The 19,720-nt window shown below is 61.2% G+C and carries 19 protein-coding genes and 1 riboswitch; of the genes, 5 read left to right on the forward strand and 14 right to left on the reverse strand.

Annotation, left to right across the window (positions count from 1 at the left end; genetic code table 11):
- Positions 1-9: 9 nt before the first annotated feature.
- From ACA065_RS22050 to cobO, 6 genes are read right to left on the reverse strand one after another with little or no spacing between them, the layout of a single operon-like run.
- Positions 10-1,461, reverse strand: coding sequence for a cobyric acid synthase (locus ACA065_RS22050; protein ID WP_497691505.1), 1,452 nt, complete (start codon positions 1,459-1,461; stop codon positions 10-12).
- Complete coding sequence (cobD, locus tag ACA065_RS22055) at positions 1,458-2,447, reverse strand: threonine-phosphate decarboxylase CobD (protein WP_497691506.1); 990 nt, start codon at positions 2,445-2,447, stop codon at positions 1,458-1,460. The genes ACA065_RS22050 and cobD overlap by 4 nt, the downstream gene beginning before the upstream one ends.
- On the reverse strand, positions 2,440-3,348 hold the full coding sequence (cbiB, locus tag ACA065_RS22060) for an adenosylcobinamide-phosphate synthase CbiB (protein WP_497691507.1): 909 nt from the start codon (positions 3,346-3,348) through the stop codon (positions 2,440-2,442). The genes cobD and cbiB overlap by 8 nt, the downstream gene beginning before the upstream one ends.
- Positions 3,345-3,995: a 5,6-dimethylbenzimidazole synthase gene (bluB, locus tag ACA065_RS22065; protein WP_497691508.1), complete on the reverse strand. Its 651-nt coding sequence runs from the start codon at positions 3,993-3,995 to the stop codon at positions 3,345-3,347. The genes cbiB and bluB overlap by 4 nt, the downstream gene beginning before the upstream one ends.
- Positions 3,992-5,383: a cobyrinic acid a,c-diamide synthase CobB gene (locus ACA065_RS22070; protein WP_497691509.1), complete on the reverse strand. Its 1,392-nt coding sequence runs from the start codon at positions 5,381-5,383 to the stop codon at positions 3,992-3,994. The genes bluB and ACA065_RS22070 overlap by 4 nt, the downstream gene beginning before the upstream one ends.
- Positions 5,380-5,991 (reverse strand): cob(I)yrinic acid a,c-diamide adenosyltransferase, encoded by a 612-nt coding sequence (cobO, locus tag ACA065_RS22075; protein WP_497691510.1) that lies wholly within the window; start codon positions 5,989-5,991, stop codon positions 5,380-5,382. The genes ACA065_RS22070 and cobO overlap by 4 nt, the downstream gene beginning before the upstream one ends.
- A 79-nt stretch (positions 5,992-6,070) precedes the next feature.
- Positions 6,071-6,318: riboswitch (cobalamin riboswitch) on the reverse strand.
- A 99-nt stretch (positions 6,319-6,417) separates the two neighbouring features.
- On the opposite strand from cobO, the gene ACA065_RS22080 reads away from it, so the two are divergent.
- Positions 6,418-7,731 carry a PQQ-dependent sugar dehydrogenase gene (locus ACA065_RS22080; RefSeq protein ID WP_497691511.1) on the forward strand — a complete coding sequence of 438 codons (1,314 nt, stop codon included), beginning with the start codon at positions 6,418-6,420 and terminating at the stop codon, positions 7,729-7,731.
- A 125-nt stretch (positions 7,732-7,856) separates the two neighbouring features.
- Here the strand turns inward: ACA065_RS22080 and ACA065_RS22085 are convergent, their stop codons facing one another.
- The 5 genes from ACA065_RS22085 to ACA065_RS22105 all read right to left on the reverse strand — a co-directional run bounded on the left by ACA065_RS22085 (position 7,857) and on the right by ACA065_RS22105 (position 12,449).
- Positions 7,857-8,396 (reverse strand): C40 family peptidase, encoded by a 540-nt coding sequence (locus ACA065_RS22085; RefSeq protein ID WP_497691512.1) that lies wholly within the window; start codon positions 8,394-8,396, stop codon positions 7,857-7,859.
- Positions 8,397-8,540: 144 nt separating this feature from the next.
- Positions 8,541-9,170, reverse strand: coding sequence for a C40 family peptidase (locus tag ACA065_RS22090; RefSeq protein ID WP_497691513.1), 630 nt, complete (start codon positions 9,168-9,170; stop codon positions 8,541-8,543).
- A 213-nt stretch (positions 9,171-9,383) separates the two neighbouring features.
- Positions 9,384-10,088 carry a DnaA regulatory inactivator Hda gene (hda, locus tag ACA065_RS22095; RefSeq protein ID WP_017134884.1) on the reverse strand — a complete coding sequence of 235 codons (705 nt, stop codon included), beginning with the start codon at positions 10,086-10,088 and terminating at the stop codon, positions 9,384-9,386.
- A 204-nt stretch (positions 10,089-10,292) separates the two neighbouring features.
- Positions 10,293-11,366 carry an AI-2E family transporter gene (locus ACA065_RS22100; RefSeq protein WP_497691514.1) on the reverse strand — a complete coding sequence of 358 codons (1,074 nt, stop codon included), beginning with the start codon at positions 11,364-11,366 and terminating at the stop codon, positions 10,293-10,295.
- 42 nt (positions 11,367-11,408) lie between these two features.
- Positions 11,409-12,449: a DUF2066 domain-containing protein gene (locus ACA065_RS22105; protein WP_497691515.1), complete on the reverse strand. Its 1,041-nt coding sequence runs from the start codon at positions 12,447-12,449 to the stop codon at positions 11,409-11,411.
- Between the two features lie 354 nt (positions 12,450-12,803).
- Between ACA065_RS22105 and purM the strand changes: the two genes are divergently transcribed.
- From purM to ACA065_RS22125, 4 genes are all read left to right on the forward strand, one after another.
- On the forward strand, positions 12,804-13,862 hold the full coding sequence (purM, locus tag ACA065_RS22110) for a phosphoribosylformylglycinamidine cyclo-ligase (protein ID WP_497691516.1): 1,059 nt from the start codon (positions 12,804-12,806) through the stop codon (positions 13,860-13,862).
- Positions 13,862-14,512 carry a phosphoribosylglycinamide formyltransferase gene (gene purN, locus ACA065_RS22115; RefSeq protein WP_497691517.1) on the forward strand — a complete coding sequence of 217 codons (651 nt, stop codon included), beginning with the start codon at positions 13,862-13,864 and terminating at the stop codon, positions 14,510-14,512. Before purM ends, purN begins: the two co-directional genes overlap by 1 nt.
- Before the next feature lie 8 nt (positions 14,513-14,520).
- On the forward strand, positions 14,521-15,234 hold the full coding sequence (locus tag ACA065_RS22120) for a DUF3108 domain-containing protein (RefSeq protein ID WP_497691518.1): 714 nt from the start codon (positions 14,521-14,523) through the stop codon (positions 15,232-15,234).
- 394 nt (positions 15,235-15,628) lie between these two features.
- Complete coding sequence (locus ACA065_RS22125) at positions 15,629-15,817, forward strand: hypothetical protein (RefSeq protein WP_497691519.1); 189 nt, start codon at positions 15,629-15,631, stop codon at positions 15,815-15,817.
- A 98-nt stretch (positions 15,818-15,915) separates the two neighbouring features.
- Here ACA065_RS22125 and ACA065_RS22130 read toward each other — a convergent pair whose 3' ends face one another.
- From ACA065_RS22130 to relA, 3 genes are all read right to left on the reverse strand, one after another.
- Positions 15,916-16,461 (reverse strand): DUF2058 domain-containing protein, encoded by a 546-nt coding sequence (locus ACA065_RS22130; protein WP_014719402.1) that lies wholly within the window; start codon positions 16,459-16,461, stop codon positions 15,916-15,918.
- Between the two features lie 25 nt (positions 16,462-16,486).
- Complete coding sequence (gene mazG / locus ACA065_RS22135; protein WP_497691520.1) at positions 16,487-17,320, reverse strand: nucleoside triphosphate pyrophosphohydrolase; 834 nt, start codon at positions 17,318-17,320, stop codon at positions 16,487-16,489.
- A 156-nt stretch (positions 17,321-17,476) separates the two neighbouring features.
- Positions 17,477-19,720, reverse strand: a complete 2,244-nt coding sequence (relA, locus tag ACA065_RS22140; protein ID WP_159958732.1) for a GTP diphosphokinase — start codon at positions 19,718-19,720, stop codon at positions 17,477-17,479.

Genomic DNA, 19,720 nt, shown 5'->3' on the forward strand with positions numbered 1-19,720 from the left:
TGCACACCGTCAGATCCCACACAGCGTGCGCAACAAATCGGTATCCAAGTGGTTCTCGACCAGGTCCGCCAGGCGTTCGATATCGCGCTCGCGCAGGGCGTGGTAATCCACCTCTTGCACATCCTGCAACCCAGCCCAGCGCAATAACGCACTGCACGCCGTCGGCGTCTCGAACAGGCCATGCAGATAGGTGCCGAGAATCTGGCCATCTTCACTCTGGGCGCCGTCACTGCGGCCGTCATCCAAAAGCACAGCAGCCCGCGACAAAGCACTGCCGGACGTCACACCCGCATGGATCTCATAACCACTGACCTCGGCGTCCTCCAGCAGCAACCGCCCGCGCACATTGCGCAGCTGCTTCTCCTCCTCCAGCGTCGTACTGAACGCCAGCAACCCGAGGCCGTTACTGGACCCGGCCAGCCCTTCCAACCCAAGCGGGTCATGCACCTGCTCACCGAGCATCTGCAACCCGCCGCAAATCCCCAGCACCTTGCCGCCATAGCGCAAGTGTCGCGCAATGGCAGTGTCCCAGCCGTTGGTGCGCAGATACGCCAAGTCACTGCGTACATTTTTAGAGCCCGGCAGGATAATCAGGTCAGCCGCCGGAATCGGCTGGCCTGGCCCGACAAACTGCAAATCCACCTGCGGGTGCAGGCGCAGCGGGTCAAAATCCGTGTGGTTGCTGATACGTGGCAACACCGGCACCACCACCTTGAGCACCTGCGCGGCCTTGTCGATCTGGCGCTGGTCGATGCCGTCTTCGGCTTCCAGGTGCAGGTCCATCACGTAGGGCAACACGCCCACTACCGGTTTGCCGGTGCGCGCTTCGAGCCAATCCAGCCCCGGCTGCAACAGCGCGATATCGCCACGAAAGCGGTTGATGATGAAGCCCTTGACCCGCGCCTGTTCGGTCGGCGAAAGCAACTCCAGGGTGCCGACCAGATGGGCAAACACGCCACCGCGATTGATATCGGCGATCAGCAGCACCGGGCAATCCACCGCCTCGGCGAAGCCCATATTGGCGATGTCATTGGCGCGCAGGTTGATCTCCGCCGGGGAGCCCGCGCCTTCCACCATGACAACCGGGTAGGCATCGCTCAACCGCGCGTGGGAGGCCAGCACCGCTTGCATCGCGATGGCTTTGTAGTCGTGATAGGCCACGGCGTTCATGCTCGTCACGGCACGGCCATGGATAATCACTTGGGAGCCGGTGTCACTGTTGGGCTTGAGCAGCACCGGGTTCATGTCGGTGTGTGGCGCCAGGTTGGCGGCCTGGGCTTGCACCGCCTGGGCGCGGCCAATCTCGCCGCCTTCAGCGGTGACGGCGCTGTTGAGCGCCATGTTCTGCGGTTTGAACGGCACCACGGCGATACCTTGGCGCACCAGCCAGCGGCACAACGCGGTCACCAGCGTGCTCTTACCCGCGTCGGAGGTGGTGCCTTGCACCATCAGCGTACTCATGCAGCGTCCTTGTAGGCGGCCAGGGCTTCATCGAGGCGCATCCAATCGGCCTCAGTGTCGGGCAGGCCGAAGCGCAGGCTGCTGTCGTGGATAAACAAGCGCAACAGGATGCCGCGCTGGGCCATGAATTCGTGCATGCGCTCGGCGTGAGGCGTGATCAGCCATTGGAACAACGCGCAGCCGCCATGGGGTTGAAAGCCATGACGCTCAAGCAGGTCAAACAAGCGCTGGCCGGCTTCGATACAACGATTACGCTGATGGACATGCCCCGCCGTATCGCGCAGGCACACTTGGCCGAGCACCCGCGTCGGCCCACTGACCGCCCAAGGGCCGAGCTGTTCGGCAAGCAGCTTGAGCAGCTTGCGTTCCGCCAGCACAAAGCCCAGGCGCACACCGGCCAGGCCAAAAAATTTGCCGAATGAGCGCAAGACGATCAAGCCGACTTGATGAGCCTGGCTGGCCAAACTCAACTGCGGGGTCACGTCCATAAACGCTTCGTCCACCACCAGCCAGCCGCCGCGCTGGGCCAGCCGCGAGTGCCAGTCCAGCAGGCGTTGCGGGCTCAGGCTTAGGCCCGTGGGGTTGTTCGGATTGACCACCACCAGCACGTCGAGGCCATCGAGAAAGAAGTCGACTTCCTGCTCCTGCACTTCGCGCACCACGTAACCGGCGCGGCGCCAGGCTTCGGCGTGTTCGGCATAACACGGCGACAACACGCCGACCTTGCCAGAGCGGCGCAGGCGCGGCAGTAATTGGATCGCCGCCTGGGAACCTGCCACCGGCAATACATGGGCAGCGCCGTAATACTCACTGGCGGCCTTTTCCAGGCCATCATCGGTTTCCGGCAACCGTGCCCAGGCCCGCAACGGGATCTCGGGGATCGCCCATGGCCAGGGCGCCAGGCCGCTGGACAGGTCGAGCCAGTCCGCCTCGGCAATCCCGTACTGAATCACTGCCTTACGCAGCCGCCCACCGTGCTCAAGCATAAAATTGCGCCCCCGCGCAGAGGATCAACAACCATAACCACACACCGCGCTGCACCAGTTGCCAACCACGGTCGATGGAATCGGCGTCGGCCGCCGGGCCTTCACCCAGTTGCGGGCGCTGATGCAGCTCACCGTGATAGATCGCCGCGCCGCCCAGTTCAACGCCGAGTGCACCGGCACCGGCCGCCATCACCGGGCCGGCGTTGGGGCTGTCCCACGTCGGGCCCTGGGTACGCCAGCATTTAAGCGCCAGACGGGTTTTGCCGAGCACGGCGTAGGTCAATGCCACCAGACGTGCAGGAATGTAGTTGAGTACATCGTCGATTTTTGCCGCCGCCCAGCCAAAGCGCTCGAAGCGTTCGTTGCGATAGCCCCACATGGCGTCGAGGGTGTTGCTCAGGCGATAGAGCACCACGCCCGGCACACCGGCAACGACAAACCAGAACAACGCGGCGAACACCGCGTCACTGCCGTTTTCCAGTACCGACTCGGTCGCGGCGCGCGCGACTTCGGTGCGGTCCAGTTCGCTGGTCTGGCGGCTGACCAGGTAACTCACGCGTTTGCGCGCTTCATCCAGGTCATCACTGCGCAGGGCCTGGGCCACCGGAATTACATGCTCGCCAAGGCTGCGCATGCCCAGCGCCAGGTACAGCGCCACTGTCTCCAGCACCCAGCCGATATACGGCGCCCACGACAATGCGGTAGCCAGCAGGGTCAGCGGCACCACCGCGATAAACCACGCGGTCACGCCGTGGCTGCGCCAACCGCGCCCACCGCTGTTGAACCGTTGCTCGATACGCCCGGCGAAATTGCCGAACGCTACCAGCGGATGCCAGCGCCGGGGCTCACCCAGCAGCGCATCCAACGCCACCGCTGCGACACACAGCAAGGCCACACTCATTGACTCACTCCCCACACATTCTCATACACCATGTCACTCAGCGGCCGTGGTTCGGTCCAGCCTTCGAGTTGCAACATCGGTGCCGGGTAGAACTCGGCGACCGGGCCCAGGCACAACACCGCCAGGGGTTTGGCGCCGGGCGGCAAGCCCAGCAGGTCAGCCAGGGCTTGCGGTTCGAACAGCGAGACCCAGCCCATCCCAAGGCCTTCGACGCGGGCGGCCAGCCACAGATTCTGGATCGCACAGGACAACGACGCCATGTCCATTTCCGGCAACGTGCGGCGGCCAAAAATGTGACGTTCGCGATCATCCATCAGCGCTGCCACCAGTACCTCGGCGCAGTCGTGGATGCCTTCGACCTTGAGCTTCATGAACTCATCGGAGCGCTCGCCCAAGGCCTCGGCAGTGCGCACGCGCTCTTCTTCCACCAGTTGCTGGATTTGACCGCGCAGTTGGCGATCGCTGATGCGGATAAAACGCCAGGGCTGCATCAGGCCGACGCTGGGCGCCTGGTGTGCGGCCTGCAGCAGGCGCTGCAGCAATTCGGGGGCGACGTTGCCGCCGGTGAAGTGGCGCATGTCACGGCGTTCGGCGATGGCGCGGTAGACGGCCTGGCGGTCGGCTTCAGGAAAAGCGTTATCTGTCATGGCCCTATCGCGGGCAAGCCCGCTCCCACAGTTGACCGAGTTGAAACACAATCCAATGTGGGAGCTGGCTTGTCGGCGATAGCGGTCTCAAGGCCCGGCGCAAACAATGCGGCCACTGCCGTCGGATTCGACGGGAAGTAAAAGTGCACGTAGGAAGCCGTCATCCGCCCCTGCCGGTACACCGCCTCAGCGCCGCGTCCACCGTTGGGGCTCAAGCCGCGGGCAATCGGCTGCCACTCGGTACTGGTCAGCGAATGGTGATAGGTGTGCCCGCGCAGCACGCCTTCCGGCAACTCGACGCTTTGCAGGGCCAGGGCCGCGAGTTTCTTTTGCATCACCGCATCGCCCTGCAGCAGGCCGACCAACTCGGCGCGGGTGCCATCGACATCGGTGAGCGAATCCAGCAGGTAGAGCATGCCACCACATTCGGCGAGCAACGGTTTGCCGGCGGCGTGATGCGCGCGGATAGCGTCGAGCATCGGGGTGTTTTCCGACAGCGCCTGGTGATGCAATTCCGGGTAACCACCGGGCAAATAGAGGCTGTCGGCGTCAGGCAATTCGCGGTCGTGGATCGGCGAGAAGAAGCGCAATTCGGCGCCCATCGCGCGCAGCAGGTCGAGGCTGGCGCCATAGGTAAAGGCAAACGCTTCGTCGCGGGCCACGGCGATGCGCACGCCGGCCAGCAACGGCTCGGCCTCGACCACTTCAGGCGCGGCGAAGGTGACTGGCGGCGGTAAGGCAACTTCGCAACTGCTGCCAAGGGCTTGGGCGGCGGCATCCAGGCGCACGTCGAGGTCATTCAATTCGCTGGCTTGCACCAGGCCCAAGTGGCGGCTGGGCAGTTCGATTCCGGTTTCACGCGACAACGCGCCGTACCAGCGCAGGCCTTCGGTGAGGCTGCCTTCCAGCAGTTGCGCGTGGCGCAGGGTGCCGACGCGGTTGGCCAGCACGCCGGCGAACGGCAGGTCCGGTTGGTAGCGCGCCAGGCCTAATGCCAGCGCGCCAAAGGTCTGGGCCATGGCGGTGCCGTCGATCACGCCAAGTACCGGCACACCGAAGTGCCGCGCCAAATCCGCGCTGGAGGGCGTGCCGTCGAACAGGCCCATCACGCCTTCGATCAGGATCAGGTCGGCCTCGCCCGCTGCTTCCCACAGCAAACGCCGACTTTCCTGCTCACCGACCATCCACATGTCCAACTGATACACCGGCGCACCGCTGGCGCGCTCGTGAATCATCGGGTCGAGAAAGTCCGGCCCGCATTTGAACACGCGCACCTTGCGCCCCAGGTTGCGGTGCAAACGCGCCAACGCGGCGGTGACGGTGGTTTTGCCCTGGCCGGATGCCGGTGCGGCGATCAATACGGCCGGGCAATGACGGGGCTGATTCAAAGTTCGACGCCCTTCTGTGCCTTGATACCGGCCTGGAATGCGTGTTTGAGCATGCCCATTTCGGTGACGGTGTCGCCCATTTCGATCAGCTCAGGCTTGGCGCCACGGCCGGTGACCACCACGTGCTGCATCGGCGGGCGGGCTTGCAGGTCGCTGAGCACTTGGTCCAAATCGAGGTAGCCGTGCTTGAGGGCGATGTTCAGCTCATCAAGAACCACCAGGCCGATGGAGGGGTCTTGCAGCAGTTCGCGGGAAACCGCCCATGCGGCTTCGGCGGCGGCGATGTCGCGCTGGCGGTCCTGGGTTTCCCAGGTAAAACCTTCGCCCATCACATGAAAGCGCACTTGCTCGGGAAAGCGGCGGAAGAACAACTCTTCGCCGGTGCTGTTACGCCCCTTGATGAACTGCACTACGCCGCACTGCATGCCGTGGCCCATGGCGCGGGCGAGCATGCCGAACGCCGAGCTGCTTTTGCCTTTGCCGTTGCCGGTAAGCACCAGCAGCAGCCCGCACTCGTTCGGGGAATTGGCGATGCGCTCATCGATCACGGCTTTTTTGCGCAGCATGCGCGCCAGGTGGCGTTCGTCGCGTTCGGGGGAATCAGTCATGGCAGCTCTCCGTTGGGGCTGGACAAAAACGGCGGGCAGGAAAAAGAAAAAACAGACAGCCAAGCATCGCCCACCGTGATGCTGTTGGATGCTCCAGGCCGGTCTCCGGACTCATGAGTGGCGCATTCGTTATAGAAGCAGGCCAACGGCGCGCCTTCCCATATCGCCAGCGATACAGTGGCAAAAGGCACCGTCTTGACTCATTTACCGTTGCGGGGGCAGCGCCGGAATCGCGGCTGCACTGTGTACAAGTGCGCTCACTCACCGGCTTCCCTGTTTCACTCTGTCGGCACACGGCCACAGAGCACCTGGAACAAGCCGCGAAGGTTAGTGGGTTGGGGGTGGAGCGTCAATTAAAGCTGGCCTTGCACTTGAACCATCCGACTGCCGTGCTCCTCTACCCTTACAGGTATTAAGGAGAAAACCATGCATAAAACCAGACTCGCCTTACTGATCATGCTCGCAGGCACCCTCGCCGCCTGTGGCGAAAGCTCTACCTTGCAGGTCTCCGACGGCACTGGGCCTTCACCCAAGCTGCCGGAACCGAACAAAACCCTGATCCCCACGGTGAACATCGCCCCGGCGATTGGCTGGCCAGACGGCGCGAAGCCGACAGCCGCTTCAGGCACCCAGGTCGCGGCGTTTGCCGAAGGCCTGGATCACCCGCGCTGGCTGTATGTATTGCCCAATGGTGACGTGCTGGTCGCGGAAACCAACGCGCCGCCCAAGCCGGATGATTCCGCGGGCATTCGCGGCTGGGTGATGGAGAAGGTCATGGGCCGCGCGGGCGCGGGCGTGCCGAGCCCGAACCGCATCACGTTACTGCGCGACGCCGACCATGATGGCGTCGCCGAAACGCGCACGGTGTTCCTGGAGAACCTCAATTCGCCGTTCGGCATGACCCTGGTCGGCAACGACCTGTATGTGGCGGACTCCGACCAGTTGCTGCGCTTCCCTTATCAGCCGGGCGAAACTGCGATCAAGGCAGCCGGCACCAAGGTGGTCGACTTACCGGGCGGCAGCATCAACCACCACTGGACCAAAAACGTGGTGGCCAGCAAGGACGGCAGCAAGCTGTATGTGAGCGTCGGCTCCAACAGCAACGTCGGCGAAAACGGCCTGGCGGCCGAAGAAGGTCGCGCGGCGATCTGGGAAGTCGACCGCGCCACGGGCCAGCACCGCATCTTTGCCTCCGGCCTGCGCAACCCGAACGGCATGGCCTGGGAACCGCAGAGTGGCAAGCTGTGGACGGCAGTGAATGAGCGCGATGAGATCGGCAGCGATCTGGTGCCGGACTACATCACGTCGGTCAAGGATGGGGCGTTCTATGGCTGGCCGTTCAGTTACTACGGCCAGCATGTGGATGTGCGCGTTTCTCCGCAAAACCTGGACCTGGTCGCCAAAGCTATCGCTCCGGACTACGCAGTGGGGCCGCACACAGCGTCACTGGGCCTGACCTTCGCCGAGGGCAGCAAACTCCCGGCGCAGTTCAGCAACGGCGCGTTTATCGGCCAGCACGGCTCGTGGAACCGCAAGCCGCACAGTGGCTATAAGGTGATCTTCGTGCCGTTCGAGGGTGGCCAACCTAAAGGGCAGCCGGTGGATGTGCTGACCGGGTTTCTCGACAAAGACGAGAAAGCCATGGGCCGGCCAGTGGGCGTAGTGATTGATCAGCAGGGGGATTTGCTGGTGGCCGATGATGTGGGGAATAAAGTGTGGCGGGTGTCGAAGGCTAAGTAACGCAACGCATCACTCACTGTGGGAGGGGGCTTGCTCCCGATAGCGGTGTATCAGCCAGCCCATCTGGCGACTGACACTTTGCTATCGGGAGCAAGCCCCCTCACACATTTTGATCACTGCTTGATTCAGGGGTTGCGCGCCAGGTTCGCTGGCAACACGCGCTTGGCGCTCAAATAGGCATTCTGCCAATACGCTTTGGACAGCGTATCCAGCTTCACCGTACCGCCAGTTTGCGGTGCATGTACGAAGCGGCCTTCGCCCACGTAGATCCCCGCGTGGCTCACCTGCGAACCGCCGCCTGTGGCGAAGAAAATCAGATCACCGGTCTGCAGGTTGTTTTCACTGACATCCTGGGCACGCATCACGATCAGTTCGCGGGTGGTGCGCGGCAAGGAAATGCCCGCCGCGTCACGGTACACAAAACCGATCAAACCACTGCAATCAAACCCGGAGTCCGGCGTGTTGCCGCCCCAACGATAAGGCGTGCCGACCAGGCCCAGCGCGCGAAAGAGCACGTCTTCGGCAGCAGGCGAAAAACTTTGGGTGGAATAATTGAACACCGGCTTAGGCTTTACGGCTACGGGAGCAGGCGGTGGTGGGCGGCTTGCGCAGGCGCTGAGGAGCGCGGCGCAAACAAGCAGAATGAGGCGGGCTGAGGTCGACATGGGCAGAACAATCCTGGTCTGGATGCGGCTTTCGCTGCCGAGCGCTGAAAACCAGAACGCGCAAGCAAAGCTCGCGCGAACGGATTACAACAATGTCCAAGGATTCTAGCGCTTACACGTCAAACTTCAAGTATCACTTTAACTTTACTTGCTAGCGGTAACGGTAGTCGGGGCCATGGCGAGTGCGCGCTTGGCTTCGATGAAGGTTTTGCTCCAGTAACTGTCACCCAGGTTGTCGACGCGAACACCGCCACTGCGACGGCTGCTGGAGTGGATAAACTGGTTATCGCCCAAGTAGATACCGGCATGGCTGACGCGACCACGGCCAGCCGTACTAAAGAAAAGCAGATCACCGGGCTTGAGGTTGTTGCGTGCGACCAACGGTGCATTCACGTTGATCATTTCGCGGGTTGAGCGAGGCAAATTCATGCCGGCTTCTTCACGAAACAAGTAGCCGATGAAACCGCTGCAGTCGAAACCGGCTTCAGAGGTGCCGCCAAAACGGTAACGAGTGCCGATCAGGGACATGCCGCGTTCGAGGATGCTGTCGGCCAGAACTGGGAGCTGGTAAGGCTTGCTGCCGGCGAAGTCGGCCAGTTCTTTCTCTGTAGCGATCTCTTCTTGATAAACAGTAGAAGACTGCGCTGCAACGAATTTTGCCTGAGACTGTTGTACTGGTTTTTGCTGCTCAGCCACGTTTTGAGTGTGGGTGGCGCAACCAAACAACAGGGTAACGAGTGCGAGAGGCACGAGGGGTGCGAAGCGATTTAGCATGGGCACGACCGTGGCTGATGTGTAAAGAAGCCGAGACTATGCCCTCTATCACATCGATTTGCAAATTCAATCGCGATCTATGTGACTTCTTGTTTGAAGCATGACATCTAAGCCCTTAACACCCAATACATGCCTGTTGCGTGGCCAAAGCGGCCCAAACGCAGGTTTTCTGGCGCCTGAAATTTGCCGAAAGCCGCGATACACAAGGCTTGGCTACCAGCCGAGGGTTTCCTTGAGGAAAGGAATGGTGAGCTTGCGCTGGGCCTGTAACGAGGCTTGATCGAGCTGTTCGAGCAAATCGAACAACGCGCTCATGCTGCGGGTGCCACGGGTGAGGATAAAGTGCCCGACCTCATCGGTCAGGTGCAGCCCGCGACGGGATGCGCGCAATTGCAGAGCACGCAACTTATCTTCGTCGGAGAGTGGGCGCATCTGAAAGATCAGCGCCAGGGTCAGGCGCGACTTGAGGTCAGCCAGCTTCACCGGCAGTTCACGCGGCGAGGTGGACGCGGCAATCAACAGGCGTCGGCCGCTGTCACGCAGACGGTTGAACAGATGAAACAGCGCCTCTTCCCAATCCGCCTTGCCGGCAATCGCCTGCAGATCGTCCAGGCACACCAACTCGTATTGCTCAAGATGGTCGAAGATACCGATGCCACGGTCCATCAATTCGGCCAGCGGCAGGTAAACCGCCGGTTCACCCATCTGTTCAAAGCGCAGGCACGCGGCCTGCAACAGGTGGGTACGCCCCACGCCGTGCTTGCCCCACAGATAGATCAGGCTTTCAGTCCACCCGGCGTCGGCTTCGCAGAGCCGCTCGACATAGCCGAGTGCAGCGGCATTGGCGCCTGGGTAGTAATTGATAAAGGTGGCGTCGTCACGCAGACGCACACCCAAGGGCAGCTGAATCGGTTTCATGCTGACTGAACGGCTCCAAACGAACCGCTAGTGGCCTCTGTGTAAAGTTTGCAAAGTTTATACCCGTGACGCCGGGCGCACAATGCAGCAGACCACAAGCAAAATCAAAGGTTTGCGTTAACTCGGGTCGATTTGCGCAAATTGTTTGACACCCCGCCCACAGAAACGACAAACCCGGCCTAAGCCGGGTTTGTGACGAAGCGGTTACAAGTCGGGGTCTTCAACCCCGGTGTACACATCCGAATCCTTGTACAGATCGTGCACATGGCGCACCAACACCATGATCACCGCCGCCACCGGCAGGGCCAGCAAGATGCCAGTAAAGCCAAACAGCTCGCCGCCCGCCAGGATCGCAAAGATCACCGCCACCGGGTGCAGGCCGATTCGGTCCCCCACCAGCAACGGCGTCAGCACCATGCCTTCCAGGGCTTGGCCGACCATGAACACCGCCACAATCCCCAGCATCGGGTACAGGTCGCCACCAAACTGGAACAACCCGGCGACCAGCGCCGCGCCAATACCGATCACGAAGCCCATGTACGGCACGATAGCGGCCAAACCCGCGATCAAACCGATCAACAGGCCCAGCTCCAGGCCGATCGCCATCAGGCCGGCCGCGTAGATAACTCCCAACGCCAACATCACCAGCAACTGCCCCCGCACGAATGCGCCGAGCACCTCATGGCACTCTTCTGCCAGGGAGACGATGCGCTCTTCGCTGTTACGCGGCAGCAGGCTGCGGATCTTGGCCATCATGAGGTCCCAGTCACGCAGCAGGTAGAACGCCACCACCGGGATCAGTACCAGATTGGTCAACCAGCCGATCAGCGCCAGGCTGGAGGCCGTGGCCTGGCTGAGCACCACACCGACGATATCGGTGGTCTGCCCCATGTGTTCACTGATGGCCGCCTTGACCTTGTCGAACTTCCAGAAGCCGTCCGCCAGCCCCAGCTTCGCCTGCGCCCACGGCATTGCCGTGTGCTGCAGCCAGTCGAGCATTTGTGGCGCCAGCTCATACAAGCGAAACAGCTGCTTGGCGAGCATTGGCACCAGCACCAGCACCAACGCGGTGATGATCAACGTGAACAGGGCAAACACCGTCACCACGCCCAAGGTGCGCGACAGGCCGGCTTTCTCCAGGCGATCCACCACAGGATCGAACAGATAGGCCAGCAGTAACGCAACCAGGAACGGCGTCAGGATCGAATGCAGCAAGAACACAAAAACGCACAGCAGGACAATCCCGCCAAGCCACACCCAACGACGCGTATCCGCCATAAACCACTCCATTATTTGCTTCTATCTATATAGGAAGAACAGTTACCAACGAAAACGCAGCTGCGCCTGAGGTTCAGGTGCGGCGGCCGGCTGTGTACCGTCCACCACCGGCTGCTGGACAGGCGCTTCACCTGCCGGCACTTCCTGCAACTTGGCCAGGCTCAACTGCGTACGCAATTGATCGGCACTGCCGTTGACGCGATACACGATGCGGTTGCCATCCACGAGCTGCGGCTGACCACCAAAGGGTTCGAGCAGATGGCCCAGGGCGGCGTAGCGCTCCAGGGTCATGCCTTGCACTTCGAGCAGTTGCTCGCTGCTCACACCCGGCTTGACAGCGAAGCGTGGCGCCAGCTTTTGGCTGACCGCCAGCAACACGGCATCGGCTACAGCACCGGTGTCCGCGCCCTGGGCGGTGCCCTGCTCACTTTTGTCGCCCAGCCACAAACGCCATTTGGCCTGCCATTGATTACCTTCCTGGCGGGCGTGCACAGCGAGCAACGCATCGGCGCCGTAGCGCTCGGAGGCTGCGCGCAGAGGCGTGGCGTCGGCGCTTTCGAGATTCGGTGCAGTCGCGACGACTTGCTCATCCAGGTCGCCCAGCGGCAGGCGCAATGGCAGGCCACGGTGTTGCGCCGCGCGGCGCAGGGCACCGGCCACTGCTTGACCATCACCGACCAGGCTGCTGCCTTCGGTGGAGTCGTTCAGCCACCAGCCGAGAATCGACGGCCGATTGCTGCCCCAGATCGACAAGCCAGCCTCACGCAGGGCGCGGTCCGTGCTGACCGGGTCGAAGTCCACTTGCAGGCTTTCCGGCGGGCCGGCGTCGTAGCCGTACTGGCTGATGATTTGTTGCGGGTCTTTGCCAATTGCTGCCAGGCCCGGGCCGTCGACGGCCTTGGCGTCGCCGGTCAGGCGGATCACCAGGGTTTGCACCGCGCGCTGGGTGGCCTGGTCGCGCTCTTGGGGCGACTGGCTGCTGACAGGTTCAAGTACTTGATAGAGGCCATTGAGGGTTTCGGCATGACTCGCCAGGCTGACCAACGACAAGCAGCCTACAAAGAAGAATTTACACAGACGCATGAAAGATTCCCGAACGACAAATTTAGCGGCTGGAACAGACCGCGTGAACTCGGCTTGGCATGGCTGTGACCACAGCAGCCGGTAAAACATTCACGGGTCTCGGTAAGTTTTTGTACTGTCATAACGATAGCGGGTTAAAGGCTATACCTTAATACGCACCAAGGCAGACCCGATTAGCATTTTTTTAACCGGCTTTTTTCACCTATATGGCCCTGCCCGTCGGCCCGAGGATGGCCGCTGCCCCTCAAGCCTGATAAAATCGCGCGCCTTCGCAGACCGTCAACGGCTGGGCCTTTTATCAAAAGCGCCTGCCGCTCGGTCGTTACCCAGAAATCCCCCCTAAAGGCCTGGATCATGAGCAAGCAACCCTCCCTGAGCTACAAGGACGCCGGTGTAGACATCGACGCCGGTGAAGCATTGGTCGAACGCATCAAGAGCGTCGCCAAGCGTACTGCGCGCCCTGAAGTCATGGGCGGCCTGGGCGGTTTTGGCGCCCTCTGCGAAATCCCGGCCGGCTACAAACAGCCTGTGCTGGTTTCCGGCACCGACGGCGTGGGCACCAAGCTGCGCCTGGCCTTGAACCTGAACAAGCACGACAGCATCGGCATCGACCTGGTTGCCATGTGCGTCAACGACCTGGTGGTCTGCGGTGCCGAGCCACTGTTCTTCCTCGACTACTACGCCACCGGCAAGCTCAACGTCGAGACCGCGACCCAAGTTGTGACCGGCATCGGTGCCGGCTGCGAACTGTCGGGTTGCTCCCTGGTCGGCGGCGAAACCGCTGAAATGCCAGGCATGTACGAAGGCGAAGACTACGACCTGGCCGGTTTCTGCGTTGGCGTTGTAGAAAAATCCGAAATCATCGACGGTTCCAAAGTGGCTGCCGGTGATGCCCTGCTCGCCCTGCCGTCCTCCGGCCCGCACTCCAACGGCTACTCGCTGATCCGCAAGATCATCGAAGTGTCCGGCGCCGACATCGAGAACACCCAACTCGACGGCAAGCCGCTGACCGACCTGCTGATGGCGCCGACCCGCATTTACGTCAAGCCACTGCTCAAGCTGATCAAGGACACTGGCGCCGTCAAAGCCATGGCCCATATCACTGGCGGCGGCCTGCTGGACAACATCCCGCGCGTACTGCCTAAAGGCGCCCAGGCGATTGTCGACGTGGCCAGCTGGCAACGCCCGGCAGTCTTCGACTGGTTGCAAGAGAAAGGCAACGTCAACGAAACCGAAATGCACCGCGTGCTGAACTGCGGCGTAGGCATGGTCATCTGCGTGGCTCAAGAGCACGTTGAAACCGCGCTGAACGTACTGCGTGAAGCGGGCGAACAGCCTTGGGTCATCGGCCAGATCGCGACTGCCCCGGAAGGCGCAGCTCAGGTTGAACTGAAGAACCTCAAGGCTCATTGATGTCCCAGACCTGTGATGTCGTGGTGCTGCTCTCCGGCACCGGCAGTAACTTGCAGGCCCTGATCGACAGCACGCGTGCCGGCAACAGCCCGGTGCGCATCGCTGCGGTGATCTCCAACCGCAGCGACGCCTACGGCCTGCAACGCGCCAGGGACGCCGGTATCGATACCCGCGCCTTGGATCACAAGGCTTTCGAAGGCCGCGAGGCCTTCGATACCGCCTTGATCGAACTGATCGACGCCTTCAACCCAAAACTCGTGGTCCTTGCCGGTTTCATGCGCATTCTCAGCGCTGATTTCGTTCGGCATTACCAAGGGCGCCTGCTCAATATCCACCCTTCCCTGCTGCCCAAGTACAAAGGGTTACATACGCACCAACGCGCCCTCGAGGCCGGCGACTCGGAGCACGGCTGCAGCGTGCACTTCGTCACCGAGGAACTCGATGGCGGGCCTCTGGTCGTACAGGCAGTAGTTCCGGTAGAGTCTGCGGACTCGGCGCAGACGCTTGCGCAACGGGTTCATACCCAGGAACACAAGATTTACCCGCTGGCTGTTCGCTGGTTTGCCGAGGGGCGATTGATTCTTGGTGAACAGGGTGCATTATTGGACGGTCAGTTACTTGCGGCCAGCGGCCACTTGATTCGAACCTAGGAGATTTTATGCGTCGCGCCTTGCTCTTCGCTTTTGCGCTGTTCGCCTTGCCAGCCGTGCAAGCAGCAGACCTTCACCCTTTCTCCGCCAGCTACACCGCTGACTGGAAACAGTTGCCCATGAGTGGTTCGGCCGAACGCAGCCTGACCAAGAATGACAATGGCTCCTGGACCTTGAATTTCAAGGCCTCCATGATGATCGCCAGCCTCACCGAAACCAGCGTCATCAGTTTCGATAAAGACGCCCTGCAACCCAAGAGCTATACCTTCGAACGTGGCGGCCTGGGCAAGGCGAAGAAGATCAACCTGGACTTCGACCAGGCGGCCAACAAGGTCACCGGCTTCGAAAACAAGGACCCGGTCAACGTCACCCTCGAAAGCGGCATGCTCGACAAGTCGACTTACCAACTTGCCCTGCAGCGTGACGTCGCCGCCGGGAAGAAAAGCATGAGCTACCGCGTTGTCGAAGGCACCGACGTCGACACCTACGACTTCCGCGTGATCGGCCCGGAAAAAGTCCAGACCAAAGCCGGCACCATTGACGCGATCAAGGTCGAGCGCGTGCGCGACCCGTCGCAGAGCAAGCGCATCACCCAGATGTGGTTTGCCAAGGACTGGGGCGGCATCCTCGTTGCCCTGCGTCAGGTAGAAACCGACGGTAAGGAATACAACATCATGCTGCTGGACGGCACCGTTGACGGCAAGGCTGTCAAAGGTAGCTGATCGGCTGATGAGCTGAAAAAGGAGCCTCGCTGAATGCGGGGCTTTTTTTCGCCTGCAGTTTGTGTGTTGAAGCTTTTGACGCCTTCGCGAGCAAGCCCGCTCCCACACTGACCGAGTTCCAACATAAGAATGCATTCCAAGTGTGGGAGCGGGCTTGCTCGCGAAGGCGGCGGCAGGGTCAACACAGGTTAAATGCCTGCCTAAAACATGAAACTTTTGTCATAAAACTCAGCAGCCTGCGACGCAATGCCACGGTTTACGGGGCCTGTAGCAATGTTGCGCTTTACGCAATGAATTGTTGCGTGCAAAACCAGTTTACTTAGCAAGCTAACAAAACATATAAAAGAGGCCTGCGACGACTTGCCGCAGATCAACCAGAGATTGGAGCAAGCAGATGACTGTAAAAGTAACTGAACGCGACGATGCACACATGTCTCACGAAGCACTGGGCCATGGGATTCACATCTGGGATGTACATCAGCAAGACCAACTCGTCGGCATGTTCCACAACGAAAGCGAAGCCCACAATTATAAAAACGAGCTCGAAACGCTTGAGATGAAACGCCAGGCACAAAGCTCCTGAAACTCTGATATCGCGCAGGCATCCGGCCCCACACAGCAGCTGGATTACCTGCAAACAAAAACCCCGCCTTTTGAGCGGGGTTTTTCGTGTCTACAGCCTTACCACATCAGGTCATCCGGGATCTGGTAGGCGGCGTACGGGTCATCCTCATCCGGCACTTGGCTTTCGGTGAGGATATTGAGCTGCACGATGCGCTCCGGCGCGCGCTCCTGGATCTTCAGTGCCGCTTCACGCGGGATCACTTCGTAGCCGCCACCGTGGTGCACGATCGCCAAGGAGCCGTTGCTCAGTTTGTTGCGCATCAACGTGTTGACCGACAGGCGCTTGACCTTCTTGTCGTCCACAAAGTTGTAGTAGTCCTCAGTGGTCAGCTTGGGCAGGCGCGAGGTTTCGATCAATTGTTTGACCTGGGCCGTACGGGCCTTGGCCTCGGCTTTTTCCTGCTGCTGGCGGTTCAGCTCCTGGTCGCGCTTGACCTTCTCGGCGTGCGCCTCAGCAGCCAGGCGGGCCTGGGTGTCATCAACCTCGGCTTGGCCCTTGTGGACCAGGCGCTGCTGCTTCTGTTTCTCTTTGCCGACCTGCTTGGCCTGCTTTTGGTTGACCAGACCTGCTTTGAGCAACTGGTCGCGAAGGGAAAGGCTCATGGTGCTTACTCACTTAGGCAACTGCTCAACCGCAGCTGGACACATTCTTTTCCTGACGTTTGGCTTCGCCCCACAGGGCGTCCAACGTTTCGAGGGTGCAATCTTCTATGGATTGGTGCGTATCGCGCAATGCCTGTTCGATAAATCGGAAACGTCGTTCGAACTTGGCATTGGCGCCACGCAGCGCAGCTTCCGGGTCGACCTTAAGGTGACGGGCCAGGTTGACCGCCGCAAACAGCAGGTCACCGACTTCATCGGCGATGGCCACTGAATCGTTATCGGCCATGGCTTCGAGCACCTCATCCAGCTCTTCGCGCACGTTATCCACCACCGGCAAGGCGGCGGGCCAGTCGAAACCGACCTGGCTGGCGCGCTTTTGCAACTTGGCCGCGCGGGACAGCGACGGCAAGGCCATGGGCACATCATCCAGCAGGGATAATTGCTGCGGCGCGTCGGACTTTTCCGCGCGCTCCTCGGCCTTGATCTGCTCCCAGCGCTCCTTGACCTGCTCTTCACTCAACTGAGGAATATCCAGCGGCGCATACAGATCGCCGGTGGGGAATACGTGAGGATGACGACGGATAAGCTTGCCGGTGATGCTGTCGACCACCCCGGCAAACTCAAAGCGCCCTTCCTCCCGCGCCAGCTGGCTGTAATACACCACTTGGAACAACAGGTCGCCCAACTCACCTTGCAGGTGATCGAAGTCGCCGCGCTCGATGGCGTCGGCGACCTCATAGGCTTCTTCGAGGGTATGCGGGACGATGGTGGCGTAGGTTTGCTTGATGTCCCACGGGCACCCGTATTTGGGGTCGCGCAGGCGATTCATCAGGTGTAGCAGGTCTTCTAGTGAATACATCAGTCAATCTCTGTCCGCTTCCTGTGGGAATTGGCTTGTGTGGGAGCTGGCTTGCCTGCGATGCAAACGACTCGGTCTATCTGGTAGACCGAGGCGATCCTATCGCAGGCAAGCCAGCTCCCACAGAAAGCAGCCCACACACATTTTCAGAGCGCATCAAGGGGTGCGATTACGCCGGGTCTCAATGATGTTCGGCAACTGGGAAATCCGCCCCAGCAACCGACCCAACGCGTCCAGCCCCGGAATCTCGATGGTCAGGGACATCAACGCGGTGTTGTCCTCTTTGTTCGAGCGGGTGTTGACCGCCAGCACGTTGATCCGCTCATTGAGCAGTACCTGCGACACGTCACGCAGCAAGCCGGAACGGTCGTAGGCACGAATGATGATGTCCACCGGGTAGGTGAGCACCGGCACCGGGCCCCAGCTGACCTGGATGATGCGCTCCGGCTCGCGCCCGCCCAGTTGCAGCACCGAGGCGCAATCCTGGCGGTGAATGCTTACGCCACGGCCCTGGGTGATGTAACCGACGATGGCATCGCCCGGCAACGGCTGGCAGCAGCCGGCCATTTGCGTCATCAGGTTGCCCACGCCCTGGATCTGGATATCGCCACGCTTGCCCGGCTTGTAGCCGGTGGCTTTGCGTGGGATCAGCTCCAGCTGCTCGCTGCCACGCTCCGGCTCGACCAGCTGCTGCGCCAGGTTGACCAGTTGCGCCAGGCGCAAGTCGCCGGCGCCCAGGGCGGCGAACATGTCCTCGGCGATCTTCATGTTGGCCTTTTCGGCCAGCTTGTCGAAATCCACCTGCGGCAAGCCCAGGCGGGCCAGCTCGCGCTCGAGCAGGGTTTTACCGGCGGCGACGTTCTGGTCGCGCGCCTGCAATTTGAACCAGTGAACGATCTTCGCCCGTGCCCGCGAGGTGGTGATGTAGCCCAGGTTCGGGTTCAGCCAGTCGCGGCTCGGCGTACCGTGCTTGCTGGTGATGATCTCGACCTGCTCACCGGTCTGCAGGCTGTAGTTGAGCGGCACGATGCGCCCGTTGATCTTGGCGCCCCGGCAGTTATGGCCGATTTCAGTGTGCACGCGGTAGGCAAAGTCCAGCGGCGTGGCGCCTTTGGGCAAGTCGATGGCATGGCCATCGGGGGTGAAGATATAGACGCGGTCCGGCTCGATATCCACGCGCAGCTGTTCGGCCAGGCCGCCGATGTCGCCGAGTTCTTCGTGCCATTCCAGCACTTGGCGCAGCCAGGAGATTTTCTCTTCGTACTGATTGGACCCGGCCTTGACGTCGGTGCCCTTGTAGCGCCAGTGCGCGCAAACCCCAAGCTCGGCCTCTTCGTGCATGGCGTGGGTGCGGATCTGCACTTCCAACACCTTGCCCTCGGGGCCGATCACTGCGGTGTGCAGCGAGCGATAGCCGTTTTCCTTGGGGTTGGCGATGTAGTCGTCGAACTCCTTGGGAATGTGCCGCCACAAGGTGTGCACGATGCCCAGCGCGGTGTAGCAGTCGCGCATTTCCGGCACCAGCACGCGCACGGCACGCACGTCGTAGATCTGGCTGAACGCCAGGCCCTTGCGCTGCATTTTGCGCCAGATCGAATAGATGTGCTTGGCCCGGCCGCTGATGTCGGCGTCCACGCCGGTGGCCTGCAACTCGGAGCGCAGCTGGCCCATCACGTCGGTGATGAAGCGCTCACGGTCGAGCCGCCGCTCGTGCAGCAGCGTGGCAATCTGTTTGTATTGGTCGGGTTCGAGATAGCGGAAGGACAAGTCCTCCAGCTCCCACTTGATATGGCCGATACCCAGGCGATGCGCCAGCGGCGCGTAAATGTCGAAGACTTCGCGGGCGACGCGGTTGCGCTTTTCGTCGTCGGCGGTCTTTACCGCACGAATCGCACAGGTACGTTCGGCCAGCTTGATCAGCGCGACGCGTACGTCGTCGACCATCGCCACGAGCATTTTGCGCAGGTTCTCGACCTGGCCCTGGGTGCCCAGCACCATGGATTGGCGCGGGCTGAGGCTGGCGCTGATGGCGGCCATGCGCAGCACGCCGTCGATCAACTTGGCGACCACCGCGCCGAATCGCTGGCTGACCAGCGGCAACGCAATATGCCCTTCGCGCACGCCGCGATAGAGCACGGCGGCGATCAGCGAATCCTGGTCCAGCTTGAGATCGGCGAGGATCTCGGCGATTTCCAACCCGGTGCGAAAGCTTGAGGTGCCTTCAGCCCACAGGTTCTTGGCCGCATTATTCTGTTGTTCAGACTCACGAGCGAACTCGCAAGCGGCCTTCAAGGCTTCACGGTCCAGTGCCGGGTCGACACTGACGGCATGATCCAGCCATGCCTCGAGATTGATACTGCCGTCGGTGTTGATCGGCTGGTGTGCTCTCACCTGTACCAT

The organism is Pseudomonas sp. LBUM1640, from assembly GCF_059716225.1.

Bases quoted from the DNA above. Each gene is read 5' to 3' on its own strand.
- ACA065_RS22050 (WP_497691505.1), bottom strand. From the start codon at position 1,461: ATGAGTACGCTGATGGTGCAAGGCACCACCTCCGACGCGGGTAAGAGC.
- cobD (WP_497691506.1), bottom strand. From the start codon at position 2,447: ATGCTTGAGCACGGTGGGCGGCTGCGTAAGGCAGTGATTCAGTACGGG.
- cbiB (WP_497691507.1), bottom strand. From the start codon at position 3,348: ATGAGTGTGGCCTTGCTGTGTGTCGCAGCGGTGGCGTTGGATGCGCTG.
- bluB (WP_497691508.1), bottom strand. From the start codon at position 3,995: ATGACAGATAACGCTTTTCCTGAAGCCGACCGCCAGGCCGTCTACCGC.
- cobO (WP_497691510.1), bottom strand. From the start codon at position 5,991: ATGACTGATTCCCCCGAACGCGACGAACGCCACCTGGCGCGCATGCTG.
- ACA065_RS22080 (WP_497691511.1), top strand. From the start codon at position 6,418: ATGCATAAAACCAGACTCGCCTTACTGATCATGCTCGCAGGCACCCTC.
- ACA065_RS22085 (WP_497691512.1), bottom strand. From the start codon at position 8,396: ATGTCGACCTCAGCCCGCCTCATTCTGCTTGTTTGCGCCGCGCTCCTC.
- ACA065_RS22090 (WP_497691513.1), bottom strand. From the start codon at position 9,170: ATGCTAAATCGCTTCGCACCCCTCGTGCCTCTCGCACTCGTTACCCTG.
- hda (WP_017134884.1), bottom strand. From the start codon at position 10,088: ATGAAACCGATTCAGCTGCCCTTGGGTGTGCGTCTGCGTGACGACGCC.
- ACA065_RS22100 (WP_497691514.1), bottom strand. From the start codon at position 11,366: ATGGCGGATACGCGTCGTTGGGTGTGGCTTGGCGGGATTGTCCTGCTG.
- ACA065_RS22105 (WP_497691515.1), bottom strand. From the start codon at position 12,449: ATGCGTCTGTGTAAATTCTTCTTTGTAGGCTGCTTGTCGTTGGTCAGC.
- purM (WP_497691516.1), top strand. From the start codon at position 12,804: ATGAGCAAGCAACCCTCCCTGAGCTACAAGGACGCCGGTGTAGACATC.
- purN (WP_497691517.1), top strand. From the start codon at position 13,862: ATGTCCCAGACCTGTGATGTCGTGGTGCTGCTCTCCGGCACCGGCAGT.
- ACA065_RS22120 (WP_497691518.1), top strand. From the start codon at position 14,521: ATGCGTCGCGCCTTGCTCTTCGCTTTTGCGCTGTTCGCCTTGCCAGCC.
- ACA065_RS22125 (WP_497691519.1), top strand. From the start codon at position 15,629: ATGACTGTAAAAGTAACTGAACGCGACGATGCACACATGTCTCACGAA.
- ACA065_RS22130 (WP_014719402.1), bottom strand. From the start codon at position 16,461: ATGAGCCTTTCCCTTCGCGACCAGTTGCTCAAAGCAGGTCTGGTCAAC.
- mazG (WP_497691520.1), bottom strand. From the start codon at position 17,320: ATGTATTCACTAGAAGACCTGCTACACCTGATGAATCGCCTGCGCGAC.
- relA (WP_159958732.1), bottom strand. From the start codon at position 19,720: ATGGTACAGGTGAGAGCACACCAGCCGATCAACACCGACGGCAGTATC.